A 22,473-nucleotide genomic window follows, 5' to 3' on the forward strand; every position below is an offset into this window, starting at 1 on the left:
ATTTATAAGGTTTCCACTAAATACTGATGTAACTCTCCGAGGGAAGTAAAAGTATACGTCGCTTCAGTCATGTTAGGTGACGTCACGTTACCATTGGAAATAAAGCAGCTTAAGCAGCCTGCATTTTCTCCGGTCTTTATGTCGTATTCGTGGTCACCAACATAAATAACTTGTTCCGATGTTAGTTGCCATTTTTCTATTAAAAAGAGTAATGAAGCAGGGTTGGGTTTGGCAGGAAAATCTTCTCGAGTAATGAGCTCATGAACCTCAATGTTATTGGATTTTAGCTTCGTCTCTGCAGCCTGACGACAATTGCGAGTAATGACGCCTGAATAGAGGTGCTTTTCTTCCATCCACTTTAGCAACTCATGTGCCCCCTTCATAAGCGTACTTGATCGAGCATCTTCGATTTCATGGTGAAGAATAATGTCGTTTAGTGCCCTGCGTTTAGCGTCCTCGCTCGAGCTAGCAACATGTTCTAGCAGATCTTTGTCATCAGGACAGGCTAGTTCTTTACGAAGAAGCTTAAAGTCGAGGTTGCAAGATACCAACGTATTATCCAAATCAAACACTACCGCTTTGAGCATTGAATTCCATCTCTTTTTTCACACATCCGGTAATGATAATGTATCCTGAACTTGTGTTAGTATCGATAGTTAATTTGGTGAAATTGTTGATATTGGCGGCCGCATCCCTTGCTGATGATCAAGTATGCGAATCGCTTCATGGATATTGACTTCGACTAGGTTAACCAGTGATTGCATCGCTTCAATATTCGGGACTGTATCGTTATCTAACTCACTTAGTAACACGTCTATTTTGTTGATAAGTCTATTCAACTCGGACTCTTGTGCTACCTTCCTCAGCGTTATAATGACGTTTTTGAGCCCGATAACGTCTTGTGAAGAATAGACTTTGACGAGTGTATTGAGCGTCTCTTCGCCGATGGATTTAAATTGCTCTATATTGTCTAACCGCACTTGTTTCGATTCGCTAGTTGAATCCAACAGCGTGAGTTCCGCTTCAGTATTGGTGCAGTCGAGTTGCATGATGTCGTGGCGCACTAACTGGATAACATTACTGTTTTCAGGTGGCGTTGGGTTCACCAATAGGTGTTGGTACCTTTGGAGAGCATCGATAAAACTCTCTTTTTGCAGGGGCTTAGTCAGAATATGGTTTGCACCAGCGTCAACAAAATTATCATGAGCTTCTTTAAAAACATCGGCGGTACAGCCAAATATGACGGTTTTTGATCCTAGCTCTTGTCTAATAATACGAGTTGCTTCTATGCCATCCATTACGGGCATATGATTGTCCATAATGATAAGGTCGTACTGTTTTTTACCGACTTTCTCTACCGCTATTTTCCCATTTTCCGCTACTTCTACATTGTGACCTTGTTTCATACAAAATGTCTTCGCGACGAGAGCATTAACTTTGTTATCTTCGACGAGAAGGATAGCAAGAGACTGAGCAATTGCCTGTTCATCGAGTGAGACCTTGTCTTTAAGCTGAATTTCTTTGTTCTCAATTGGTGTTAGGTTGGCGGTGACAGTGAATTTACTTCCTTTGCCTAGTTCGCTGGACACATAAGCGTCACCTCCCATGAGGTTGGACAATTTTTTTACAATTGCCAGTCCAAGCCCAGTTCCCCCAAATTGTCTTGTTGTAGATGCTTCTGCTTGAGTAAAAGGATCGAAGATTGTAGCTAGTCTGTCACTTGGGATGCCAACACCAGTATCAATGACATCAATATTCAATTGCTCTTTACTTTTCGACATTGAACTCTGAGAATTCGAAAAAACTAGCTCAACAGATCCACGCTCTGTAAATTTGACGGCATTTCCGAGCAAATTAAAGATTAATTGTCTGATTCGCGATTTATCTCCTCGGAACGATTTTCCGGATGGTAATTGATTGTTCAGTTTGAACTGAATACCTTTTTCATTGCAAATGGCTGAATACGTACTGATTATTGGAGAACAAAGTTCGTCTATCGCAAAGTCGATATCTTCAAGTTCGAGTTTTCCTTCTTCTATTTTTGATATATCGAGGATGTCGTTTAACAAAGACAACAAGTGGTTTCCAGACTCAAGCAAAACACTGAGTTGCTCTTTGTGTTGCGCCTGTGTTACTGAGGACTCGAGAATTTGAGCCATGCCCAAAATGCCATTTAGTGGCGTCCTCAGTTCATGGCTCATGGTAGCAAGAAATGTTGATTTAGCTCGGTTGGAGGCATCTGCTACTTGGACCGCTTGTTGGAGATTCTGCTCCAACTGCTTTCTATCACTGCTGTCTCGTTCTACTGCGATAAACTGTTCGATTTGATTATGAATATTCCTAATCGGTGTAATAACAATGTCGATCCAATATGGGCGTCCATCTTTGTGATAGTTCAAAAGCTCTGATTGAACAGTATGCCCTTGGCTGAGTTCATCTGAAATTCGTTTTATTTCCTCCTTAGAAGTGTCAATTCCTTGTAGAAGATCACCTGGCTTCTTGCCAATGGTCTCTGTGAGTTGGTATCCAGAGAGCTTTTCGAATGCACTGTTAACCCATGTAGTTAGGCCATCTCTATTTGTAATCACAATGGCGTCGCTAGCGTGTTCAACTACCATTGCTAGCTGAGAACGCTCTTTTTCGTTGTCGAGCAACTCCTTGTTCAATTTGGCTTCTACATGTTGCTGTAGCCATTGACGCCAGTATAGATAGGCGCCCAAACACAAGAAAAGCGTTACCGATGACAAAGCGATTTGGAGTTTGGTATCGGAAGAACGTTGCAACCAGAAATCGTTGGTTTGATTTAGTAAACTATGAACTTCACTGTCTATTAGGGCTTTCTTTTCATTACTAATCTCTTGATTTACACGTTTGTTTAGCCGAACGTAGTTGTCTAGGGTGACGACACTAGTATTGTCGCGAAGTGTGTTTGATAAATCGCTTAAGTTGTTTTTAGCGTCAAGATAGCGATAAATGGAAAGCTTGTCAGTTTCATCCAGAGAATAATCACTCCAGAGCTTGTCTTTTAACGCTTGGATAGTTTTATTGGAATACTCTAGAGACACTTTTGCGCTGAGCAGACGTTCTAATCTTTGCGTAAACGACAACATTGCGTCTCGAACGGTTTTTGCGGAGGCTACTGCTGTCTCAGGTACAGGGTTTAGAATTGGAAAGTAGGCATTATGATTTTGTCGAATATTCTCATACAGTTTGTCAGATAACAGTTCTATAGATACCAATTCATTTGAAAACTGGTCATAAGTGCTGTTGTCACTATATTCAAAAACGTAGATCTCTTCGAGGTTGTGAGTGACATTCTGAGACAGCGATAGGTACGCTTTCTGATAAGCTTCACTAACATAGCTATTGACGGCGCTTATCACAAGCCAACATGCGGCTATTAAAGTACCAAGCATGTAGAACAACTCTATCCGTGAACGGTTAAACAATCTCTTTTTCATCGCGTTAACTCCGTCAAGAGCGGGGGAGGCGGTGCTGACAGTGCATTAAGAAAAGCGGTAATTTCAAGAGTTGTAGTGGCATCTAACTCCCTTCCTAGCTGTACTTTAGCCATGGTGACAATCGCCTCTTCCAATGTCGCAGCACGACCATCATGAAAATAAGGTGCAGTCTTTGCGACATTTCTTAGGCTAGGGACACGAAACACTCCTTTATCAGAATTAATTCCAGTGACGTTGTAACGACCTAGGTCTCTTTCTTGACTAGTCGTAGTACTAACATTGCCAAATCTCTGAAAAAGGTTGCCCCCAATGTTGGTTCCTTGATGACATACTACGCAACCCAAAGATTGGAACTTCTCCCACCCCATTTGTGCAATTGGCTCCATTGCATCGGTTTGCCCTTTAAGAAATAAGTCGAAAGGCGAATCTGGTGTATTAAGGGCGGTCATAAACATGACTAAGGCATTTTTGACCGTTTCTTCTGTGATGACTCCGCCAAAGTACTCGTTGAATTGCACGCGGTAGTCTTGCACCGATTGCACGTATTCAACAATGTTTCTCCAATTAGTATTCATTTCGAGAGGGTTGTGGACGGGACCGTCCATTTGTTTCTCTAGGCTTGAAGCACGCCCATCCCAGAAGAAACGAGTGTTATAGGCTATGTTGAATACTGTAGGAGAATTCCTAACACCTGATCCATTTACGCCTCTTGAGACACGGACATTTTCCGCACCATTATCGAAAATATGATGGCAAGATTCACAGCTCACTTGCTGATTGGATGACAGCCTAGGGTCAAGAAAAAGTTGTAGTCCTAACTGCGCCTTATTTTTGTCGTTGCCCTCTAGGTTGGTATGTTCAATTGGAGCAACAAGGTGAACAACACCATATTGCTGTTTGTGGGCGAGAGAGTGGTGCTCTTCGTGCTTAAGTTGTTGGAGTGTCAGGGGCGAGTCAAAATTCAGAAGCAGGTAGGCACCAAGTATCAAAATAGCGAATAGTGAGGATAGCCACCTAATGAGAATTTTGTTCATACAATGTACACATAATATTGATCATATGTATCAGTATGGGATACTTATTTGTCGTTTCAATTAAAGCTAAAAAAACCAAAAAAAGAATGAACTCGTAGTTAATTTAAGGTCTTAGATATTGCTCTGTCTTGGCTGAGCTAGTTTGGTCTACGAATTGGATTATTCAAAGGTTGGGTTTTTGTTTGTGGTTTGTTGCTTTTTGCTACGCTTAATGTAACTTGTACCAATAACGTGTAATTGATTTCTTAGACCTGTTATTGTCTTGGTTTTTATAAATTTTTTTGTTGGGTGGTTGTTATGAAAACTCATTTACGTGCGCTAACTTTAGCAACGGTAATCGGTGTTGCTCTATCAGGATGCAGTCCTGAGCCGGAACAAAAGGCAGAAGCGCCAGTTGTTCGTCCTGTTAAAACTATGGTCATTGGTTTAGAAAACCAAAGTATGATTCGTGAATTCCCTGCGCGTGTTCTCGCGTCGAATCGTGCCGATATGGCTTTCCGTGTCTCGGGTAAGGTCAACAGCATCCCAGTAAAAGAGGGTGATAACGTTAAGAAAGGCACGGTACTTGCGACATTAGATGACACTAATTTTAAACTCGCTGTGCGTGATACACGTGCGACTTTGCAGCGAACTCAAGCTGACTTTAAACGCGCTCAAGAACTGATCAAAGATAATTTTATCTCCAAAAAAGATTTCGAGCAGTTGCGCGCTAATTTGACACGTGCAAAAGCAGCATACGATAAAGCAAATACAGAACTTGGCTATACCAAACTTTTAGCGCCTTTTGATGGTTTTGTGGCACAGCGAGACATTCAAAATTTCGAAAATGTTGAAGCTAAACAGGTGGTGTTTACTTTCCAAAACCTAAATACCCTTGAATTGAAATTTAACGTTCCTGAAAAATTGGTAAGGCAAATTCGTGATGAGCAAGCTGAAGATCCTGTAGAGATTCCGGTCTTTGCTTATTTTGATGCAGCTCGAGAGAAACCATACCCAGTCACGGTGACGGAAGTGTCCTCTAAAGCTGATGCTGATACACAAACCTTTGAGGTGACGGTGACACTTGAGGCACCATCGGATCAAAATATCCTTCCAGGCATGACGGGCTATGTCACTGCAGATTTTTCTAAACTCCAAGAAACGAAAGGCTCAATCCAAGTGCCTGCAACTGCGGTAATTAGCGACAATGCACACAATGCCACAGTGTGGGTTGTTGGAGACGACAACACGGTTTCTCCAAAGCAGATCGAAGTCTCCACGATGTCTGGTGACAGAATCACGGTACTCTCTGGACTTGAAATGGGTGAACGCATTGTCACTGTAGGTGTTCCATTTTTGATTAAAGGTATGGAAGTGAGCCTAATGCCTGAAATCGATCAGGCGCAATAACTGTAACTCAGCAAGAAGAGATGTTTTATGAATTTAGGTGAGTATTCAGTAAAGAATAAGGTTAATAGCTGGCTTTTAGTCCTGCTAATGACCATTGGCGGTGTTTTGGCTTACTTTGAAATGGGTAAACTTGAGGACCCAGCATTCACAATCAAAGAAGCAAAAATCATTACTGCTTATCCAGGAGCTTCTCCTCAGGAAGTCTACGACGAGGTTACGTATCACATCGAAGACGCGGTTCGTCTTCTTGGACAAGTTAAACGGATCAAACGCTCAGTAACTCGTGAAGGTTTGTCGGATATTACGATTGAGTTTAAAGATGAATATACCTCAGCTGAAATGCCAGGTATATACGATGAACTTCGCCGTAAAATTGCTGACAATAAGCATAAATTGCCTCCTGGTGCAGGCGAGCCACAAATTATCGACGATTTTGCCGATGTTTATGGTGGGTTCCTAGCGCTTAATGGCGAAGGTTATACCTATCGTGAGTTAAAAGATGTTGCTGACAACCTTAAGAAGCAACTAGTACTTGTCCCCGGCGTACGTAAAGTTGCAATTGATGGTGACCAAAAAGAAGTCGTTTATGTTCAGATGTCTAGAGCCAAAATGGCGGAACTTGGCATTGATATGGCTACGATAGAGAACCTGTTAAGTTCTCAAAACTTGGTTTCCGATTCTGGTCGTTTCCGTGTTGGACCTGAGTTTATTCGAATTGAGCCGACAGGTAGCTTTAAACATGTAAGTGAAATTGAAGATCTACTTATCTCAAGTGACACCAAGAAGCTAATTCGTTTAGGCGATATTGCCGAAGTAACGCGTGAATATGTTGAAGAGCCGTCGAAGCTCATCTACTTCAATGGAAAACCTTCGTTAACAGTTGGTATTTCAATGCTTCCTGGTAAAAACGTTGTGGAAGTAGGCGGATTAATCGCAGATAAGATCGAAAGTCTAGAGAACCAAATCCCGCTTGGGATGAACCTAGATATCATCTACGATCAGCCATCTGAGGTTGATCAGTCAGTAGCTGGGTTTGTGACCAATACTGTCGAAGCGTTGATTATCGTAGTTGTTGTTCTGCTTGCCTTTATGGGGTTACGTGTCGGACTTATTATCGGCGCAGTATTGATGATCACAGTGGCAGGTACCTTGGCACTAATGCACATGTATGGTATCGAGCTACAACGTATCTCTCTAGGTGCGTTGATCATTGCTCTCGGGATGTTGGTAGATAATGCCATCGTTGTCGCTGAAGGAATGATGATACGGATCAAGCGCGGTGTTCCAGCGATGAAGGCCGCTGGAGAAGTCGTTGGTGCGAATGGCTGGGCGCTACTCGGTGGTACTGCTGTAGGTATTCTAGCGTTTGCAGCAATTGGTATGTCTCAGAGTAACACTGGTGAATTTACCCGTTCTCTGTTCTACGTAATCCTAATTTCTCTGTCTTTAAGCTGGGTTACGGCCGTATCGACGACACCACTGCTTTGTGCATTGTTGCTCAAAAAAGACGACAAGAAAGAAGGGGAAGAAGAGAAAGACCCATACGCAGGTGCTGGCTTTGTAATTTATAAGAGCGTTCTTCAGTTTGCGCTTAAGCAACGAGCACTGACCATTAGTGTGATTTTGGCAATGTTTGTTGCTTCGGTATGGGGATTTGGATTCGTTAAGAATGCATTCTTCCCAAATGCAAACACGCCAATGTTCTTCGTGGATGTTTGGGAAGTTGAGGGTACCGATATTCGTCAAACTCGCGATGATACCCTGAAAATTGCCGACTTTATTCGTGAACAAGAAGGGGTTGAATGGACAGCGAGCTTCATTGGTGGCGGTGCATCGCGTTTCTCGTTGGTATATACACCACAAGACTCTACCAAAGCTTACGGTCAGATCATTGTTCGCACTGAGACACGTGAACAGATCGCACCGTTACAAAAGAAAATCGATACTTTCATGACAGAAAATATCGACAATATCGAGCCTAAGATAAAAGGGCTACGTATCGGCCCTGGACGTGACTCGAAAATCGAAGCTCGATTTGCTGGTCCGGATCCAGAAGTTTTGCGTGATTTGGCTTCTCAAGCTGAAGCGATCATGCATGCTGACCCTGAGACGAAGGAAGTTCGTAACGACTGGCGTCAACCGGTTAAGTTGATTAAACCAATCTTTAATGAACAGGTGGCTCGACAACTCGGGATCACTCGTACTGAGCTTACTGCTTCGTTAAAGGCAGCGAGTGAAGGTTCTCAAGTTGGTATTTATCGTGATGGCGTGAGGCTACTACCAATTTACTTCCGTTCCGATGCGAGTGAGCGACAAAACGTTGCTCAATTGATGGATGCGCAAGTATACAGCCCTGTTCTGCAAAGAACGGTTCCAATTGCACAAGTTGTCGTTGGCTTTGAAACAGTATGGGAAGATGCAATGATTCGTGGACGCGATCGTTTGACGACCATTATTGCTTCTGCGAACCCTACGGGTGAATTGGCTGCACCACTGTTTGAACGCCTAAAACCGCAGATAGAGGCTATCGAACTACCACCTGGTTATTCGATGGACTGGGGTGGTGAGTACGAAGATTCAGCAGAAGCGCAAGGAGCCTTGTTCAGTGCTATTCCGGTTTCATTCATCATGATGATTATCGTGGTTGTGTTGCTGTTTGGTAAGGTACGTCAGCCACTGATTATCTGGATTACTGTACCGCTGGCAATCATTGGTATTACAGCTGGTCTTCTGCTGCTTGATGGTGCCTTTGACTTTATGGCGTTGCTGGGTGCATTGAGTTTAATCGGTCTATTGATTAAGAATGCGATAGTGTTATTGGAAGAAATCGATATGCAAGCGGAAGAAAAGCCGCTTTATGATGCGATTATTGATTCTTCGATCTCTCGTATGCGACCAGTAATGCTTGCGGCATGTACAACGATATTAGGTATGATCCCACTGCTGGGAGACGTATTCTTCGTTAACATGTCTATTACGGTCATGTTCGGATTAGGATTTGCGACCATTTTAACCTTGGTCTTCATCCCAGTAATGTACGCGATTTTGTTCAAAGCTAAGAATCCAGCTTAAATCACATTGAAATGATCAAAAAGGTCAGACACATCGTCTGACCTTTTTTGTTTTCCGTTTATCTAATCTAAGCAAACAGATGGATTACTTACCTGTCTTAGCGACTAAAAACTCAGAGAAGGCTTTCCAAGACTTTTTGTCGGCGTCTTCACGGTAGTTTTTGGAACCAAACACAGTAAAGGCATGTGGTGCACCACTGTAGGTGATCATCTCGTGCTCTACACCGTTCTTTTCTAATTCCACCGCAAGTTGTGCAAATTGAGACATGGGTATCGCAGTATCAGCAGTGCCGTGAAGCACTAGGATCGGCGCGTTAGTTTGTGCGTAGCTTTGTCCATCGGGCGTTGTTAGGCCACCATGGAAGCTTACAAAGCCTCGCGCATTCATACCTGCTCGCGCGGATTCTAATACAGCAGCACCACCGAAGCAGTAACCCATGACCACTGTATCATCTAAGTTTCCACCAAGCTTGCCAGCTTCTTGTAATCCAGCATTCATAAGAGCTTGAAGCTTGGCTCTGTCTTTATAGAGCTCACCTGTGTGCTGCTTCTTGTCTTCAACTTTTGTAGGACGAACGTCTTGCCCGAATAAATCCACTGCGAATACGTTATAGCCCATTTCATTGAGCATTTCTGCTCGGTCTTCTTCGTATTCTGTGAGACCGTCCCAGTCATGAACTAACAACACTAGTGGCGCGGTATTATTCACTTTGGCCCAGTAGCCTTCATAAGGCTGCCCATCTACCTCATAGATAACATGTTCACCCGCTACAGAGTAACTACTGACTAACGCTGTACCAAGAAGCATTCCAATGAGTCTCTTATTCATTATTGTTTCCTCTTTACTGGCTTTATTGTCCTCGCACTACAAAGCTTAGTACGTACAATCCAGATTGAGGTGTAACCAATTGAATTTTTTATTGCGTGAAAGGCGAGGTTTTGATTTGAACGTAAAAAAGGGAAGCAGTCGCTTCCCTTGGATATTCGATTATTGGACTATACACTCATCGGTACTAATACCATGGTGCCTATGATTACGGTAATCAGACCAGCAAGTACAGGAACCGAGGTACGCTTTACAACCTCAAATGGAGAAATATTACCCATACCCGATGTGGCGACGATAACACCAGAAACTGGCGAAATTGTACGACCTAGGTTTGAGGCTTGTAGCATTGGGATGATTAGGAATGCTGGATTTAATCCCATTTTTGCTGCTAGGGAAGGCGCAAGCTCAACGAATGCATAGAATGGTGCATTACCTGAACCTGTCGCAATCGCCGCGGCTACAGTCAGACCGGTGAGAATTAACATTAGTGCGACACCGCCAGCACCCGCCTTATCTGCAAGGTGAAGAAGATTGTCGATAGCGCCAATCGACATTAAGCCTTGTGCGAATACACCAGCTGCAACTAAGAGCATAACAACGCCTTTAAAGGCATCGGCCATACCTTGATAACAAGATTCTAAGTCTTCTAATGTTTTTTGGCCGTTGAAGCGCTTAGTAATAAAGTCGATGAGGGCACCTAGGAAGATAGAGCCTACAACGATAGTGTAGATATCAAGTGTAAGACCTGGAATCGTACGGCCATTGAAAAGGAAAACACCGATGATCGGTAAGAAAGGCAGAATGCAATAGAATGCCGGAGCGTCTACCTTCATTTCTGACACATCAACGCGCTCCATTGGCGTATTTTCTTTTTTATCTAGATATTTGTTCCAAAAAAATGCGGCAGCAGCCATAACAATAATGGCACAGATTGAAACAGGTAAGACGGTTTGTACCGCGAATACGTCAAGCGCAAGTCCAGACTTTTCAGCGGCAATCACGACGTCACCGGAAGTTGGAGATAGAATGATGGCAGCTGGTGAAGCACATACAGCTACCGCTGCTGGTCGAGAGATACCCATAGCGGTCATCATAGGGAACAAGGTTGCCATTAGTAGGACACCTAGGCCCGTTGCTGAACTTACCGCGAGAGACATCAAACAAGCCACAATATAAGCGGCAACAAGTAGAATGTAAGGAGATTTAATGAAAGAGAGGGGTTTTGAAAACTGTTTTACTACTACGTTGTTTGCGCCAATGTGAGTCATGTAAGAGGCAAAACCACAAAGTAGCATGATTTGCATACCCAGACCGCCGCCTCGATATTGCAGCATGTACTTCACGTATTCGAGTGAATCAGTAACGATGTTACCCGTAGAGGTGATTTTTGCCGGTAGTACGGTATGGCCCAAAATCCCTGTTAATAGCAGTAGTGCAATACCTGCAGTCAGTAGTACGCCAGCCGGTCGGTAGCCTTTTACAATGAAGTAGCCGACGGCGATCGTCACGACTAGACCAATTAATAGTTCTAACATAATTCTCCCTTGAAACTGTTAAATATCTAAAGTATCTATTTCAAAATATGTCAGAAACTGTACAAAATATTACACTGTGGCACGACAACTACATGCCGATGTAATGATCTAAGACAAACAATTAATTCAATTGAAAATAGTGGGTAATTTATCTGTTTTTTATTTGTTCACTAGCTGTTAATTTCAGATTAAATCACTACCACAAAAGTATTACTTGGCTCACAGTGAAGAATAGTTATCCAATTGAGAAAGGAATTTGCTGTGTGAATGATTTTGCCAAATACATTAGGTGTTGCTGGTGTTTCTCATAGTTTATAGCCAAATTGATGTGACTAAGTTTTGCTATTGCCACTAACTAACAATGGGAGATTAATTCTTGGTTTTTATTGCAATTCTAGCCATGCACGACAGAATAATGTCATCACTTGCTTGAGAACTTCATCATGTATCATTCATCTATTAATCTTCTTGATGTTCGCGCTTTTGTGCTGGTCGCTAACTTAGGTAACTTTACAAAGGCGGCTGAAGCACTCAACGTGTCGAGGTCCCATGTTTCGAGGCAGATTCAATCGCTAGAAAAGCAAATGGGAGTGAGTCTACTTATTCGAACCACTCGAACAATGAAGTTAACGGAAGCAGGAAAAGCATTTTTAAGCTCTTGTGATGGTGCATTGCAGTCGATTGATCAAGCGGTACATGCTGCAATTGACGATGTGGAAGAAGTCCGTGGAAGTATTAAGATCAATTGTGTAGGTGGTTATATAGGTGAGGAGCTTGTTGCAAACTACTTATCTCAGTTTTTATTGAACTATCCAGAGGTTAATATAGAGCTTGATTTCTCGAGCCATCGAGTTGACTTACTCGAAGAAGAGTTTGATTTAGCCATACGTATGGGGGTATTACCCGATTCTAATTATATCGCTAGACATCTCACAAACATTGAAATGCAAACGCTAGCCAGCCCTGACTACCTTGCTAAATACCCTAAACTAACTCACCCCAAAGAGCTAAAGCAGCATAAATGCATTACAGGCTCAGTAACCAAGTGGCGCTTTGTAAATAACATCAATCAAGAAGTCTTCGAAACTTCCATTAACGGCGACCTTAAATGCAAGAACGGGCGTGTGCTAATTAATGCGGCAAAGTCTGGGTTAGGGCTAATTCGAGTCCCGACCCTTTATTGCGAAGACGAATTGGCGGCAGGGGTTCTAAAACCTGTATTTGATGATTGGGGTATTGAGTTGGTACCACTTTCGCTAATTTATCATAGGGATAGATATCAACCTCGTAAGATTAAGGAGTGTGTACGTCATTTAATGGCGTGCTTCAGTTCTTAATGTTTGTAATCTGGTTTTAGTCTCGTTATCTTGTTCAATAGAGTGCATAGTCTCATAGGCGTAGTTGAAGAGAAGGGCTAATTGTGCAGTTAGTTGATAAAATAAACGCAACTTTGATCAGAGATATAGGATCAAACGATGAGTTTGACTTTGAAGACCTCAGTGGCAAACTTGCTGAGGTAACTGAAGTTATTGGCTTTGAACATTATCTCTTTGCTGTTTCGGTGCCGGTGACAGTAATGAGAGCTGAAAATGTCGTGTTGACTAACCAACCTTTAGCTTGGCGGCAATTCTATGAAGATAATGAAGTCATGTACTTCGATCAAGTCGTACTTCATTGTCGGAATAGCATGCTTCCTCTCCAATGGCGATCTCTTCTCGCCAATGATATTCCAGATGATAAAAATGTGATCAAATTGGCGTCTGACTTTGGTTTGGGAGATGGGATTACGATCCCGCTTCGCGCCAACCATGGGTGCTTGGGGCTTATCAGTTTTTCTAATAGGAAAGGAACTCGGAAGATAGACCACGAATCAACGATCCTATCAACTTACGTGGGGAGTCTGGTTGCTGATTACATTAACGATATCAGAAACCATGTATGTGAAAAGCAGTTCGGACAAGTTAAATCGAGCCTCACACTTAGAGAGCAAATATGTTTAGCTTGGGTAGCGGAAGGAAAAAGTTCGTGGGAAGTGGCCCAGATTATTGGTTGCTCTGAGCGCACTGTAAATTTTCATATTCAGAATGCGAGTGAAAAGCTCAATGCATTCTCTCGCACTCAAGCGGTCTCTAAGGCCTTGCTAACCGGCTCTATCGAGCCTATGTTGGTTTATGGAAGCGTTGGTAAACCAATTTCGTAACGCTTCATTAATGGGGACACGTAAAGCGACACTTTTCGTATGCTCTAACATTCTAATCTTTCCATCACCTATGCGTTGATTCGGGATACCGACGTGGCGCATTATCCTTTCTATTCCTGTGGTTGTTGGCGTAATAAATGTAGTGAAGCCCTGCTCAAAACCATATTGCACAACCAAATAGAAAAGTAGTTCAGTAAAGTTAATGTGAGATGCTTGTTTGGATACCTCGCGATCGACTGCAAACCTTGAAAGCTCGATAACATTATGGTCGTCAAATGATTCTCCCTGAAGTAATTCTGGAAAAGTGTGCTTCAACATGTAAGGTGTATCGGCATGTATAAGCCTCCAACACGCGACGACCTTGTCCTGGTATTCAATAACAATGAATTTGGCATCCGGTCGATCATATTCATCAATGTCTAGTTGATTTTCAGTATTCAAAGACCAACGAAGTCTACGCACAAAAACATCATATCTTAGCGTGTGCATTTCGTATTTCTGCTTCTCGGTCAATTCATCATATTTTCGGATATAGACAATAGGTTCCATGGGGTTTCCTCCTATACAGTTTCATGCATAGGTTAGCGCCACGCTTAGGAGAGGATAACTGACAGTTTAGTCAGCTTGAATTATTGCAATTACGGAAAAGTCAACCTGTCAGTTTCTGCAGTATCTTATTTTCGATACAAGCGTATAACAGTCTTAAGACCCTGTGAACCTGACTAACAACGTCCGAACGATAGATTCAGAACAGAATATAGAATTACACCAAGGCTAGGTGACTTTTGGGTTTACAGGGTCTTTCTTTTTTCGTCAGTATTTCCCCACGTCTATCTCTCAATTTGTCTTTGCTTTCCACGACTTGATCTATTTGTATTGATAATACTTACTGCATCACTGATAATTGCATGCCATTCATATTCTAACGATGTGTTGCGAAACCTAGATGCAAAAGCTGACGAAGAAATACACTCTACTCTTGTTTAAATCAGCGCTTGTATCTTCTTTGATTTACGGCTTCGCTGTGTTCCAATCCCTTGATAAGTTGGTAAAAAACGAAGTAGCGCAGTTTCATCTAGTCACTAAATCCATACAAGATTACAAATCCACCTTGTATATACTGGGTGTTCTTTTTGAGGCACAAATTGCGGCCAATAAATATGAAGAAGTTGGCTACCCACTTTTCGACAAAGGGCGAGTCTACTTGCTCAATCCAGGTGAGCCACTAACTCATAATGAACGGGTTGTTAGTATGACGGCACAACGTATGTTTAATAGCATGCCCGAGTTAGCATTAGGGCAAGAATACCTTTTGTATTATCGCTCCTATGAAGGGATGAAAATACTAGCTAGTCATGCTTTTGGTCTTACCAACACGAATGTGAACGAAGTCTTTTCTAAAAAAATATGTTTGGAGTCGTTTAAGTGTTCAAAGTATGCGTCTCAAGAAGATTTGGATAACCGAATTGTAGTTTCCGATATCTATAGAGATAACGTAACAAACAAAACCGTTATCACCATCTCAAGCCCTGTTTATGACGAATTTGGAATGGTTGGAGATGTTAACGCTGATGTTTATCTCGATAAGTTTCCATTTCTCTATAACAAACAGTATTTTAGTACGAGAAGTGAAATAGGTCGGGAAATCATTATTGAAGACACTCGTTACCCTTTCCATCAATCAGCGCACGCGGAACGAACTCAAGTCGACGATAGGCTTAGCATTGTCTATAAAATACCCTACAGCAAAATTGTCGTAGATTCTCTTTGGATCTACTTTTCTATGGTGGCACTGTTTTTCTATGTCGTCATTCGACTGGATGAGCTCAAGGTCAAAAGAGAAAAGTTAAAACTGGCAGAACTGGCAATAAAGTTAGATGAACTGACAGGGCTTTATAACCGTGCAATTCTTAGAGACAGTGGCATTAAGTATGCGATTGAAAAGAAGGGTTTGGCTGTCATTGTCATTGATGGCGATAAGTTAAAGCTAATTAACGATAACTACGGGCACCATGTTGGGGATGAGGCTATTGTGTATATTGCACAATGCATGCGTCAGTGTTTTCGTGAGAGTGACTATCTTATACGTAGTGGCGGTGATGAGTTTCTAGTCTTATTACCTGGGTGTGGACTGCAAACTGCAGAGCGTTTGGCCAATACATTGAGTCGAACTATACGCTCGAAAACGTTTGGTGCAAATAAGTTGACGCTTGATATCAGCTTGGGTGTCACGGTGTTGCAAGAAAAAGAGTCTCTCTCGTCAGCCATTAAGCGAGCAGATGCTTTACTGTATCAGGTCAAGCGAAACAAAGCTTAACCCTACCTTACAAATGAATTAGGCAGAATAATGCATAAAGAGCATGACTATAACTTATTGAAAGTATTAGTTTTAATATATCAATGTCGCAGTTTGACCACTGTTGCTGCTGTGTTAGGTAAAACGGAAAGTGCGATCAGTAAGCATCTGTCTAAATTAAGAGAACAATTGGGTGACCCGCTGTTTGTAAGGTCGTCTAATGGGCTAGAACCTACACATTATTTAGAAAGAATAATCCCTGGTATCGAAACAGGTTTACGTTCGGTCGAACAGGCTTTGAAGCGAGGGGAAGCGTTTGACGAGAAAAACTATGAAAAACCAATAGTTGTTGCGTTAGACAATTTATCGATCGAATGCTTTGGTACAGAGCTGTTGGTCGCGCTTAAGTCTGTATTTTGTCGTTCGAGGGTCGAACTTAGAACTTGGCGTTCAGATACTTACCAATCTATTGTCGATGGGAAAACAGACATAGGTATTCAGTTCTTTAATGAAGATTGCTCCAAAGCGGTCTATCAAGCCAGTCTAATTAATGTCGAAATAGGGGCGGTTGTCGCGAGTAATAGTCATATAGATAGTTGGGAGCAAGTATTCGAAAATCCGTGTGTTTTCTTTGAAATTCGCGGATGGAACGAAACCAACCACAGGTTGATCAAACAGATGGCAAAATACGACTTATCGTTTGATTATCAGGTTAAATTGGATAATCTGAGTGTCGCCCTAGCCATGATTCAGAGAGACAATTATTCGGTGGTGTTATCCAAGCATTTGATGCCGAGTAACGGTTTTAGATTTGTGCCATTTCCGGATTACATGCAGACATTTACGCCAGTTGTGACGTGTATGAAGCAAAGTAATCGACAAAATCCATTGCACCGAAAACTGCATGACATTATTAAAAGTATCGTAAATAAGAAAGGAGAGGAGTAGACCTCTCCTGCTCAAAATTGGCTAACTTGCTAGGGCGGGTTTCTTACTCTCAAGAACATCGTGTGAGTTGATCAATTCCACGATTGAGTTCGCTTCATACTTATCTAGAATACGAGACTTGTACGTGCTGATTGTTTTCGCACTTAATGACAAAAATTCTGAGATTTGTTTGTTGGTATAGCCTTTCTTAAGGTAGTTAAATACTACAGTTTCTCTTTGAGAGAGCACAATATTACGGCTTCGCTCTTTATAGTCAGTCTTAAATAGGTTGTAACCACGCATCACACCACTAATCGCATCACGGATAAGCGGACTGTCTTCTGATTTACTAATGTAACCGTTGACGCCCAGTTTATAAGCAGTTTCTGAGTATACTGGGTAACCGTAACTGGATACGAAGATTGCTTTACCATTGTAGCCACAAGCGTAGGCTCTGCGCATGAACTCAAAACCGTCAGCTTCTGCGAGATTTACATCTAGGATGATAAGTTCGATATTACTGTTTTTTACTAGGTTTAAAGCCGTCTGAATATTACCGGTTTGGTGGACTAGATCTAAATCATCGATGCTAGACACGATCTGAGCTAGTGCTTCCCTAACTAGCGGGTAGTTATCAATGATGAGGCAGTCTTTCGTGTTTGGATAGAGCATTCACTTTACCTTGCTATACAAATGATTGGCGAAACAGGATTGGGAAAAGAGCGCGATCACTTGTCGGTTACGTCTAAAATCTTAAGAATTATTTTTAGTGTCGAATTAACGATGCTCGGAAGTATAGGAAACAATGCACTGAAAGTGTGGAATGATGGAAATTCCAAATAGGAATAATGTCAGAATGTTGGAGTTGTTCATTTAAAACAGTAGGTTACGAAAGATAGATAAATTGTATTTATCGTTAAGTCGTATAATTTGAGTTGACCTTGACTGTTTATATCGAAGAGATAAATGATGAGAGAAGTATAGTGATTACGAAGAATGCTATGTTTTATGTCGATTTATCATGATGTTAGCTATCTATCATTATGTGACACGACTTTTGGTAAGTTAATTACGCAAAAGTGTGATTCACATCTTGTTTTTGCTTTTAATAGGTATATAATTACGGAGAAAAGTAATTAAATTACAAAATGCCTATTGGAGAACGAACATGGGTTATGAACTAGGTGCTGCCTACATTGGTCAAATCGCTGCAAAAAAAATGATTGACGAGATGCTATATGGCAAGCCACAACCTAAAAAAGTATCTTTCATCAAGCGAATGATGAAAAAGCTAGCTAAGTAACGGAATTCTTGCAAAAAGCCCGCGATCTAATCGCGGGCTTTTTGTTATTTGACAGTTCTAATTTTTGGTCAAGATACGTTTTTCTCACCAAACTCTAGAACGTTATCAGGTTTGCTATCGAGATTCCGCTTGCTAAGCCAACTTTCCAGATTGTCTGCACCGCCAATATATTCATCTTCTAGCCAGATTTGTGGCACAGTAACTGGTGTTTTTAATCCTATGTGTGCCTTTACTTCGGGGATCATTCTATAAAGGGCGGCACTATCTTTAACGACATCAGAATATGTGTAAGGAATGCCAGCATCATCAAGCATTTGCTTAGCTTTGACGCAATAAGGGCAGGTTGCTTTACCATAGACAATGTTACCAGAAAGCGTATCGCGCTTTGTCCACTCTTGAATAACAGATTGAACCAATACACCTCTGTTCAGGGCTTCACCTTGACTGATGACCTTGCCTTCAACCATTAAAATAGGGGCGTGCCAAGCTCCAGATTTTAAAGGCTCCCACCAGTGAGACAACCAATCTTTCACTTCTAACTCAATAGGGATACCGTCCAATTCGTTATTGAAAGTGTCATTGAGAATATCTTTAGTCAATGTGCATTCACCGCATGGAATGTTGACTTTAAATGGTCCCCAACTACCTGCCCAACGATAAAGAGTGATTTTGATTGGTTCCGCCATAGTGTTAGCCTCTTGAATAATCCGTTTAATAATTAGAACTGCTAACTCAGGTTTTTATTTCACAGTCGCTGCACTTTTTCGCTTTCTAGTTTCCCACTGAGTAATAAATGCCACCGACGCTATAATTATAGCCGCTCCTAACCATAGCCGGCCTGGGGGAGCCCAGCCAAAAACAATCCAACCTGCAAGCACATTCATCGGTAGCTTTGCGTGGTCAAAAGGTTGGACAAATGACGCATCTGCCACCGAATACGCTTTCACAATAGCCCACTGTGCAAGCGCTGTTAGCGATCCTGCTACGATAAGGAAGCCCCATACGACACCGGAAGAAGGGAATGACCAATCTGGTAAAGCGAGGAAAAGGTTAAATGGCGTTATTAGTAGCAGCAGGTATACGACCATAGTTGATGGCGAGTCATGGGAAGAGAGCTTTTTCACCATAAGTGAATAACATGCCCAAAAAAACGCTGCGCCAACAGGAAGCAAGGATGCCCAACTGAAGTTATCGGACCAGGGTTCTAGGATTATCATGGCACCAACAAAACCACACAACGTCGCAAACCAACGCGCAGGACCGACATTTTCCTTTAATATTAAACCTGAACCTAAAGTTGCAAAAAGAGGCGACGTCATCAACAGTGCAATGCCTTGCCATATTGGGACAGGATAAGCCAGTGCCCACATCCATAGTTGTATACCTATAACAGAGAGAAAGACACGAAATAGGTGTGCTGGAAAGTGTGAGGTTTGCAGCGACTGTCGAAAACCCAGTGTTCGCAGATAAGGGATGATAACTACAAAAGCGATGGCATATTGAATCAAAGCCACCATAGTAGAGGACATACCGTGGTTAATACTGACGATTTGGGCAATGTTGTTGACGAGAGCAAAGGAAGCGCCAGCTGCTAGCATCCATGCTGCGCCCTGAATAGGGTGGTGTTGTAAGCTCATAATTGACTTCTTTATTTTTTTTCAATGTTACTACGGATCTTATCAAGCACCAAATAGGTTAACGGCTGATTTATTTCTGCTACAGATCAATTATCTGTTCGAATGTTCAAATGTTATTCGATGCTATATTGATTTTTTATGCCGATTAATAGATATTTATGCCAAATTTTATGCTTGGCTAATACATAATTATGAACACTCATACTAAAGAGCATGCGCATGTTGCTGATGGCACAAAAACATGGCAGATGCCAGATACTCTTATCTTAATTTTCATTGTCGGTATTCTTGCGACAATTTTGACTTACTTTATCCCTGCAGGACACTTTGACAGTCAGCAAGTTACTTATTTGGTAGATGGTGCTGAGAAGTCACGTACTGTCATCGACCCTCACTCATTCCAATATGCGACTGATGAAAATGGTGATTTGGTCTATCAGTCAGTCGGGTTATTCGCATCGGGTGGCGGCATTGGTTTAATGAACTTTGCTTTTGAAGGACTAGTTTCTGGTTCTAAGTGGGGTTCTGCGATCGGTGTAATCATGTTTATGCTCGTGATCGGGGGCGCATTTGGAATTGTGATGCGTACCGGTACGATCGATAACGGTATTCTACGTTTGATTGATAAAACCAAAGGAAGTGAAGCACTTTTTATCCCTGTTCTTTTTGCTTTGTTCTCTTTAGGTGGCGCGGTATTCGGAATGGGAGAAGAAGCCGTTGCCTTCGCCATTATTATTGCTCCGCTTATGGTACGTCTTGGCTATGATGGTATTACTACTGTAATGGTGACGTACGTAGCTACGCAGATTGGTTTTGCTACCTCATGGATGAACCCGTTTTCAGTGGCCGTTGCTCAAGGTATTGCCGGAATTCCAGTTCTCTCTGGAATGTCGATGAGAATTGCTATGTGGGTTGCATTTACCCTCATAGGTATTGTGTTCACAATGGTGTATGCATCTCGAATCAAAGCAAACCCAGAATTATCATATAGTCACCGTACCGACATCTTCTTTAGAAAACAGACAGACACAGTGCAAGAATCACGCTGGAATCTTGGTGATACTCTCGTTCTGACCACTGTTATAGCAACGACCATCTGGGTTGTCTGGGGGGTGGTAGCACATGCATGGTATATCCCAGAAATTGCTTCTCAGTTCTTCACCATGGGTTTTGTTGCGGGACTGATTGGTGTGGTATTCCGCTTGAATGGTATGACCCTTAACGATATGGCGGACGCTTTTAAAGAAGGTGCTGGTATTATGTTAGCACCTGCTTTGCTAGTAGGCTGTGCCAAGGGCGTTCTACTAATTCTTGGCGGCGGTACTACGGACGAATCTAGTGTATTGAATTCGATCCTTAATGGCGCTGGCGGAATGATTAGCGGCCTGCCTGATGTGACTGCTGCTTGGTTAATGTATGTGTTCCAATCCATCTTTAACTTCTTTGTGACCTCTGGTTCGGGTCAGGCAGCGTTGACTATGCCACTGTTAGCGCCGCTGGCTGATATTGCAGGTGTCACTCGTCAAGTTGCCGTACTTGCTTTCCAATTGGGTGATGGTTTTACCAATGTTATTGTTCCTACCTCTGCGTCTTTGATGGCAACCTTAGGGGTCTGCCGTATTGATTGGGGTGATTGGGCAAGGTTCTGCTGGCGCTTTATTTTGCTGCTATTTGTTTTAGCAAGCTTTGTGGTCGTTGGAGCACACTTAATGGGATTTGCTTAGGCTTAAGCATTGATTTAGTGTAGTGATTAAGCGGGCATTAGCCCGCTTTTTATTATCAGAAAGAGAAACGAAACACGTGATTGAGTCAGAAAATTTTCCTACCATCAGCTCATTAGATGTTGAAACCCTATCAGCCGGCCTTCATCACTTTTGGTTTAAAGCCTCAACCAATGCTATGGGGATTGAGGTTCGACTCCCTGTGGTTGTTGCTAAAGCAGAGAAACCTGGGCCCAAAGTTGTTATCACTGCTGGTGTGCATGGTGACGAGTTAAACGGTGTTTTGACTGCCCATGAACTGATTAGACGTCTGCCAGAAGTATTAAGCGCTGGCTCGGTAACGATCGCCCCATCGATCAATGTATCAGGCATTTTAAACCACAGTCGAGATTTTCACTCATCTGACCCTGATTCGTCTCCAGCCAATCTTAATCGATTTTTCCCCGGTAATCCGAATGGTGATACAGCCAATCGCTATCTTGATACAATTTGGACACAGTTATTAAAACCAAATGGTGAACTCGCTATCGATTTGCATACGCAAACGCGTGGTGCTACGTATCCACTGTATGTGTTTGCAGATTTTAGGTTAGAGCAAGCATTAGAAATGGCTCGACTCATGGAGCCAGATGTTATTCTCAACGACCCCGGTGATCACGGTGTGTTGGAAACCGTCTGGAATAATTCGGGTGTTCCTTGCATAACAGTAGAAGTTGGAATGGGTAAAGTGACTCAACCTGAACTCATCGAGAGAGCGGTGTGCGGCATCAAGCAAATACTAGTTAACCAAGGAGTGATTGAAGGAGAATCACCAAACGTTACCCCGTGTGACATCGAAGGGAAAGAAATCATCAGCGTTCGTGCTAATAAGGGTGGTTTTGTTTTACCACAAGTGACCCTTTTGGAAAGAGTGGAAAAGGGACAACTTCTGGCGGTGCAATATGATAGTTTTGGTCGTATGACCGACAGTTACTACGCTCCTAATGATGGTACCGTCATTAGCTACAACGTTGATAGTTTGAGAGAGGCGGGGGCGCTTGTTGTTCGCTTAATCCGATAAAGTAAAAAAA

The 22,473-nt window shown here is 42.3% G+C and carries 18 protein-coding genes; 9 read left to right on the forward strand and 9 right to left on the reverse strand.

Translation table 11 applies throughout. The annotated features are described in order from the left end of the window. Positions 1–2 precede the first annotated feature (2 nt). The 3 genes from MMA19_RS13220 to MMA19_RS13230 form a co-directional block, all read right to left on the reverse strand. A complete protein-coding gene (locus MMA19_RS13220; protein WP_240206419.1) occupies positions 3–587 on the reverse strand; it encodes an HAD-IA family hydrolase in 585 nt (194 codons plus the stop codon). Positions 588–656: 69 nt separating this feature from the next. Then, a complete protein-coding gene (locus MMA19_RS13225; protein WP_240206420.1) occupies positions 657–3,461 on the reverse strand; it encodes an ATP-binding protein in 2,805 nt (934 codons plus the stop codon). Next, complete coding sequence (locus MMA19_RS13230; protein ID WP_240206421.1) at positions 3,458–4,495, reverse strand: cytochrome c peroxidase; 1,038 nt, start codon at positions 4,493–4,495, stop codon at positions 3,458–3,460. The genes MMA19_RS13225 and MMA19_RS13230 overlap by 4 nt, the downstream gene beginning before the upstream one ends. A 297-nt stretch (positions 4,496–4,792) precedes the next feature. Here MMA19_RS13230 and MMA19_RS13235 point away from each other — a divergent pair, with 297 nt between their 5' ends. Next, positions 4,793–5,884, forward strand: a complete 1,092-nt coding sequence (locus tag MMA19_RS13235) for an efflux RND transporter periplasmic adaptor subunit (RefSeq protein ID WP_081875782.1) — start codon at positions 4,793–4,795, stop codon at positions 5,882–5,884. Between the two features lie 27 nt (positions 5,885–5,911). Then, entirely contained in the window at positions 5,912–8,956 is a 3,045-nt protein-coding gene (locus MMA19_RS13240; RefSeq protein ID WP_240206422.1) for an efflux RND transporter permease subunit, read from the forward strand. 84 nt (positions 8,957–9,040) lie between these two features. On the opposite strand, the gene MMA19_RS13245 is transcribed toward MMA19_RS13240, so the two are convergent. Next, positions 9,041–9,784 carry a dienelactone hydrolase family protein gene (locus MMA19_RS13245; RefSeq protein ID WP_088878172.1) on the reverse strand — a complete coding sequence of 248 codons (744 nt, stop codon included), beginning with the start codon at positions 9,782–9,784 and terminating at the stop codon, positions 9,041–9,043. A gap of 167 nt (positions 9,785–9,951) precedes the next feature. Then, complete coding sequence (gene dcuC, locus MMA19_RS13250) at positions 9,952–11,319, reverse strand: anaerobic C4-dicarboxylate transporter DcuC (RefSeq protein ID WP_006069070.1); 1,368 nt, start codon at positions 11,317–11,319, stop codon at positions 9,952–9,954. A gap of 443 nt (positions 11,320–11,762) precedes the next feature. On the opposite strand from dcuC, the gene MMA19_RS13255 reads away from it, so the two are divergent. Together MMA19_RS13255 and MMA19_RS13260 are read left to right on the forward strand one after the other, a co-directional pair. Further along, a complete protein-coding gene (locus tag MMA19_RS13255; protein WP_006069069.1) occupies positions 11,763–12,656 on the forward strand; it encodes a LysR family transcriptional regulator in 894 nt (297 codons plus the stop codon). Between the two features lie 83 nt (positions 12,657–12,739). Beyond that, the gene (locus tag MMA19_RS13260; RefSeq protein ID WP_006069068.1) at positions 12,740–13,519 is read left to right on the forward strand and encodes a LuxR family transcriptional regulator; all 780 of its coding nucleotides are present in this window, start codon (positions 12,740–12,742) and stop codon (positions 13,517–13,519) included. Here the strand turns inward: MMA19_RS13260 and MMA19_RS13265 are convergent. After that, on the reverse strand, positions 13,460–14,068 hold the full coding sequence (locus MMA19_RS13265; protein ID WP_062455600.1) for an acyl-homoserine-lactone synthase: 609 nt from the start codon (positions 14,066–14,068) through the stop codon (positions 13,460–13,462). The two genes, MMA19_RS13260 and MMA19_RS13265, sit on opposite strands and share 60 nt — an antisense overlap. Before the next feature lie 397 nt (positions 14,069–14,465). Between MMA19_RS13265 and MMA19_RS13270 the strand changes: the two genes are divergently transcribed. Together MMA19_RS13270 and MMA19_RS13275 are read left to right on the forward strand one after the other, a co-directional pair. Then, entirely contained in the window at positions 14,466–15,836 is a 1,371-nt protein-coding gene (locus MMA19_RS13270; RefSeq protein ID WP_124941867.1) for a diguanylate cyclase, read from the forward strand. Positions 15,837–15,866: 30 nt separating this feature from the next. Next, positions 15,867–16,763 carry a LysR family transcriptional regulator gene (locus MMA19_RS13275; RefSeq protein WP_240206423.1) on the forward strand — a complete coding sequence of 299 codons (897 nt, stop codon included), beginning with the start codon at positions 15,867–15,869 and terminating at the stop codon, positions 16,761–16,763. Between the two features lie 21 nt (positions 16,764–16,784). Here the strand turns inward: MMA19_RS13275 and MMA19_RS13280 are convergent, their stop codons facing one another. Next, positions 16,785–17,414 (reverse strand): response regulator transcription factor, encoded by a 630-nt coding sequence (locus MMA19_RS13280; RefSeq protein ID WP_006069064.1) that lies wholly within the window; start codon positions 17,412–17,414, stop codon positions 16,785–16,787. Positions 17,415–17,910: 496 nt separating this feature from the next. On the opposite strand from MMA19_RS13280, the gene MMA19_RS26555 reads away from it, so the two are divergent. Then, entirely contained in the window at positions 17,911–18,045 is a 135-nt protein-coding gene (locus MMA19_RS26555; protein ID WP_006069063.1) for a hypothetical protein, read from the forward strand. A gap of 68 nt (positions 18,046–18,113) precedes the next feature. Here MMA19_RS26555 and MMA19_RS13285 read toward each other — a convergent pair whose 3' ends face one another. Together MMA19_RS13285 and MMA19_RS13290 are read right to left on the reverse strand one after the other, a co-directional pair. Further along, entirely contained in the window at positions 18,114–18,731 is a 618-nt protein-coding gene (locus tag MMA19_RS13285) for a glutaredoxin domain-containing protein (RefSeq protein ID WP_006069062.1), read from the reverse strand. Positions 18,732–18,785: 54 nt separating this feature from the next. Continuing rightward, on the reverse strand, positions 18,786–19,682 hold the full coding sequence (locus MMA19_RS13290; protein ID WP_240206424.1) for a DMT family transporter: 897 nt from the start codon (positions 19,680–19,682) through the stop codon (positions 18,786–18,788). A 248-nt stretch (positions 19,683–19,930) separates the two neighbouring features. Between MMA19_RS13290 and yfcC the strand changes: the two genes are divergently transcribed. Further along, positions 19,931–21,406 (forward strand): putative basic amino acid antiporter YfcC, encoded by a 1,476-nt coding sequence (yfcC, locus tag MMA19_RS13295; RefSeq protein ID WP_240206442.1) that lies wholly within the window; start codon positions 19,931–19,933, stop codon positions 21,404–21,406. Positions 21,407–21,482: 76 nt separating this feature from the next. Then, on the forward strand, positions 21,483–22,463 hold the full coding sequence (locus MMA19_RS13300; protein ID WP_240206425.1) for a succinylglutamate desuccinylase/aspartoacylase family protein: 981 nt from the start codon (positions 21,483–21,485) through the stop codon (positions 22,461–22,463). The last annotated feature ends 10 nt before the right edge of the window (positions 22,464–22,473 follow it).

Source organism: Vibrio sp. CyArs1 (assembly GCF_022432925.1).
GTDB classification, from domain to species: domain Bacteria; phylum Pseudomonadota; class Gammaproteobacteria; order Enterobacterales; family Vibrionaceae; genus Vibrio; species Vibrio mediterranei.

Coding starts and splice junctions, on each gene's coding strand:
- MMA19_RS13220 (WP_240206419.1), bottom strand. CDS start 587: ATGCTCAAAGCGGTAGTGTTTGATTTGGATAATACGTTGGTATCTTGC.
- MMA19_RS13225 (WP_240206420.1), bottom strand. CDS start 3,461: ATGAAAAAGAGATTGTTTAACCGTTCACGGATAGAGTTGTTCTACATG.
- MMA19_RS13230 (WP_240206421.1), bottom strand. CDS start 4,495: ATGAACAAAATTCTCATTAGGTGGCTATCCTCACTATTCGCTATTTTG.
- MMA19_RS13235 (WP_081875782.1), top strand. CDS start 4,793: ATGAAAACTCATTTACGTGCGCTAACTTTAGCAACGGTAATCGGTGTT.
- MMA19_RS13240 (WP_240206422.1), top strand. CDS start 5,912: ATGAATTTAGGTGAGTATTCAGTAAAGAATAAGGTTAATAGCTGGCTT.
- MMA19_RS13245 (WP_088878172.1), bottom strand. CDS start 9,784: ATGAATAAGAGACTCATTGGAATGCTTCTTGGTACAGCGTTAGTCAGT.
- dcuC (WP_006069070.1), bottom strand. CDS start 11,319: ATGTTAGAACTATTAATTGGTCTAGTCGTGACGATCGCCGTCGGCTAC.
- MMA19_RS13255 (WP_006069069.1), top strand. CDS start 11,763: ATGTATCATTCATCTATTAATCTTCTTGATGTTCGCGCTTTTGTGCTG.
- MMA19_RS13265 (WP_062455600.1), bottom strand. CDS start 14,068: ATGGAACCTATTGTCTATATCCGAAAATATGATGAATTGACCGAGAAG.
- MMA19_RS13270 (WP_124941867.1), top strand. CDS start 14,466: ATGCAAAAGCTGACGAAGAAATACACTCTACTCTTGTTTAAATCAGCG.
- MMA19_RS13275 (WP_240206423.1), top strand. CDS start 15,867: ATGCATAAAGAGCATGACTATAACTTATTGAAAGTATTAGTTTTAATA.
- MMA19_RS13280 (WP_006069064.1), bottom strand. CDS start 17,414: ATGCTCTATCCAAACACGAAAGACTGCCTCATCATTGATAACTACCCG.
- MMA19_RS26555 (WP_006069063.1), top strand. CDS start 17,911: ATGGGTTATGAACTAGGTGCTGCCTACATTGGTCAAATCGCTGCAAAA.
- MMA19_RS13285 (WP_006069062.1), bottom strand. CDS start 18,731: ATGGCGGAACCAATCAAAATCACTCTTTATCGTTGGGCAGGTAGTTGG.
- MMA19_RS13290 (WP_240206424.1), bottom strand. CDS start 19,682: ATGAGCTTACAACACCACCCTATTCAGGGCGCAGCATGGATGCTAGCA.
- yfcC (WP_240206442.1), top strand. CDS start 19,931: ATGCCAGATACTCTTATCTTAATTTTCATTGTCGGTATTCTTGCGACA.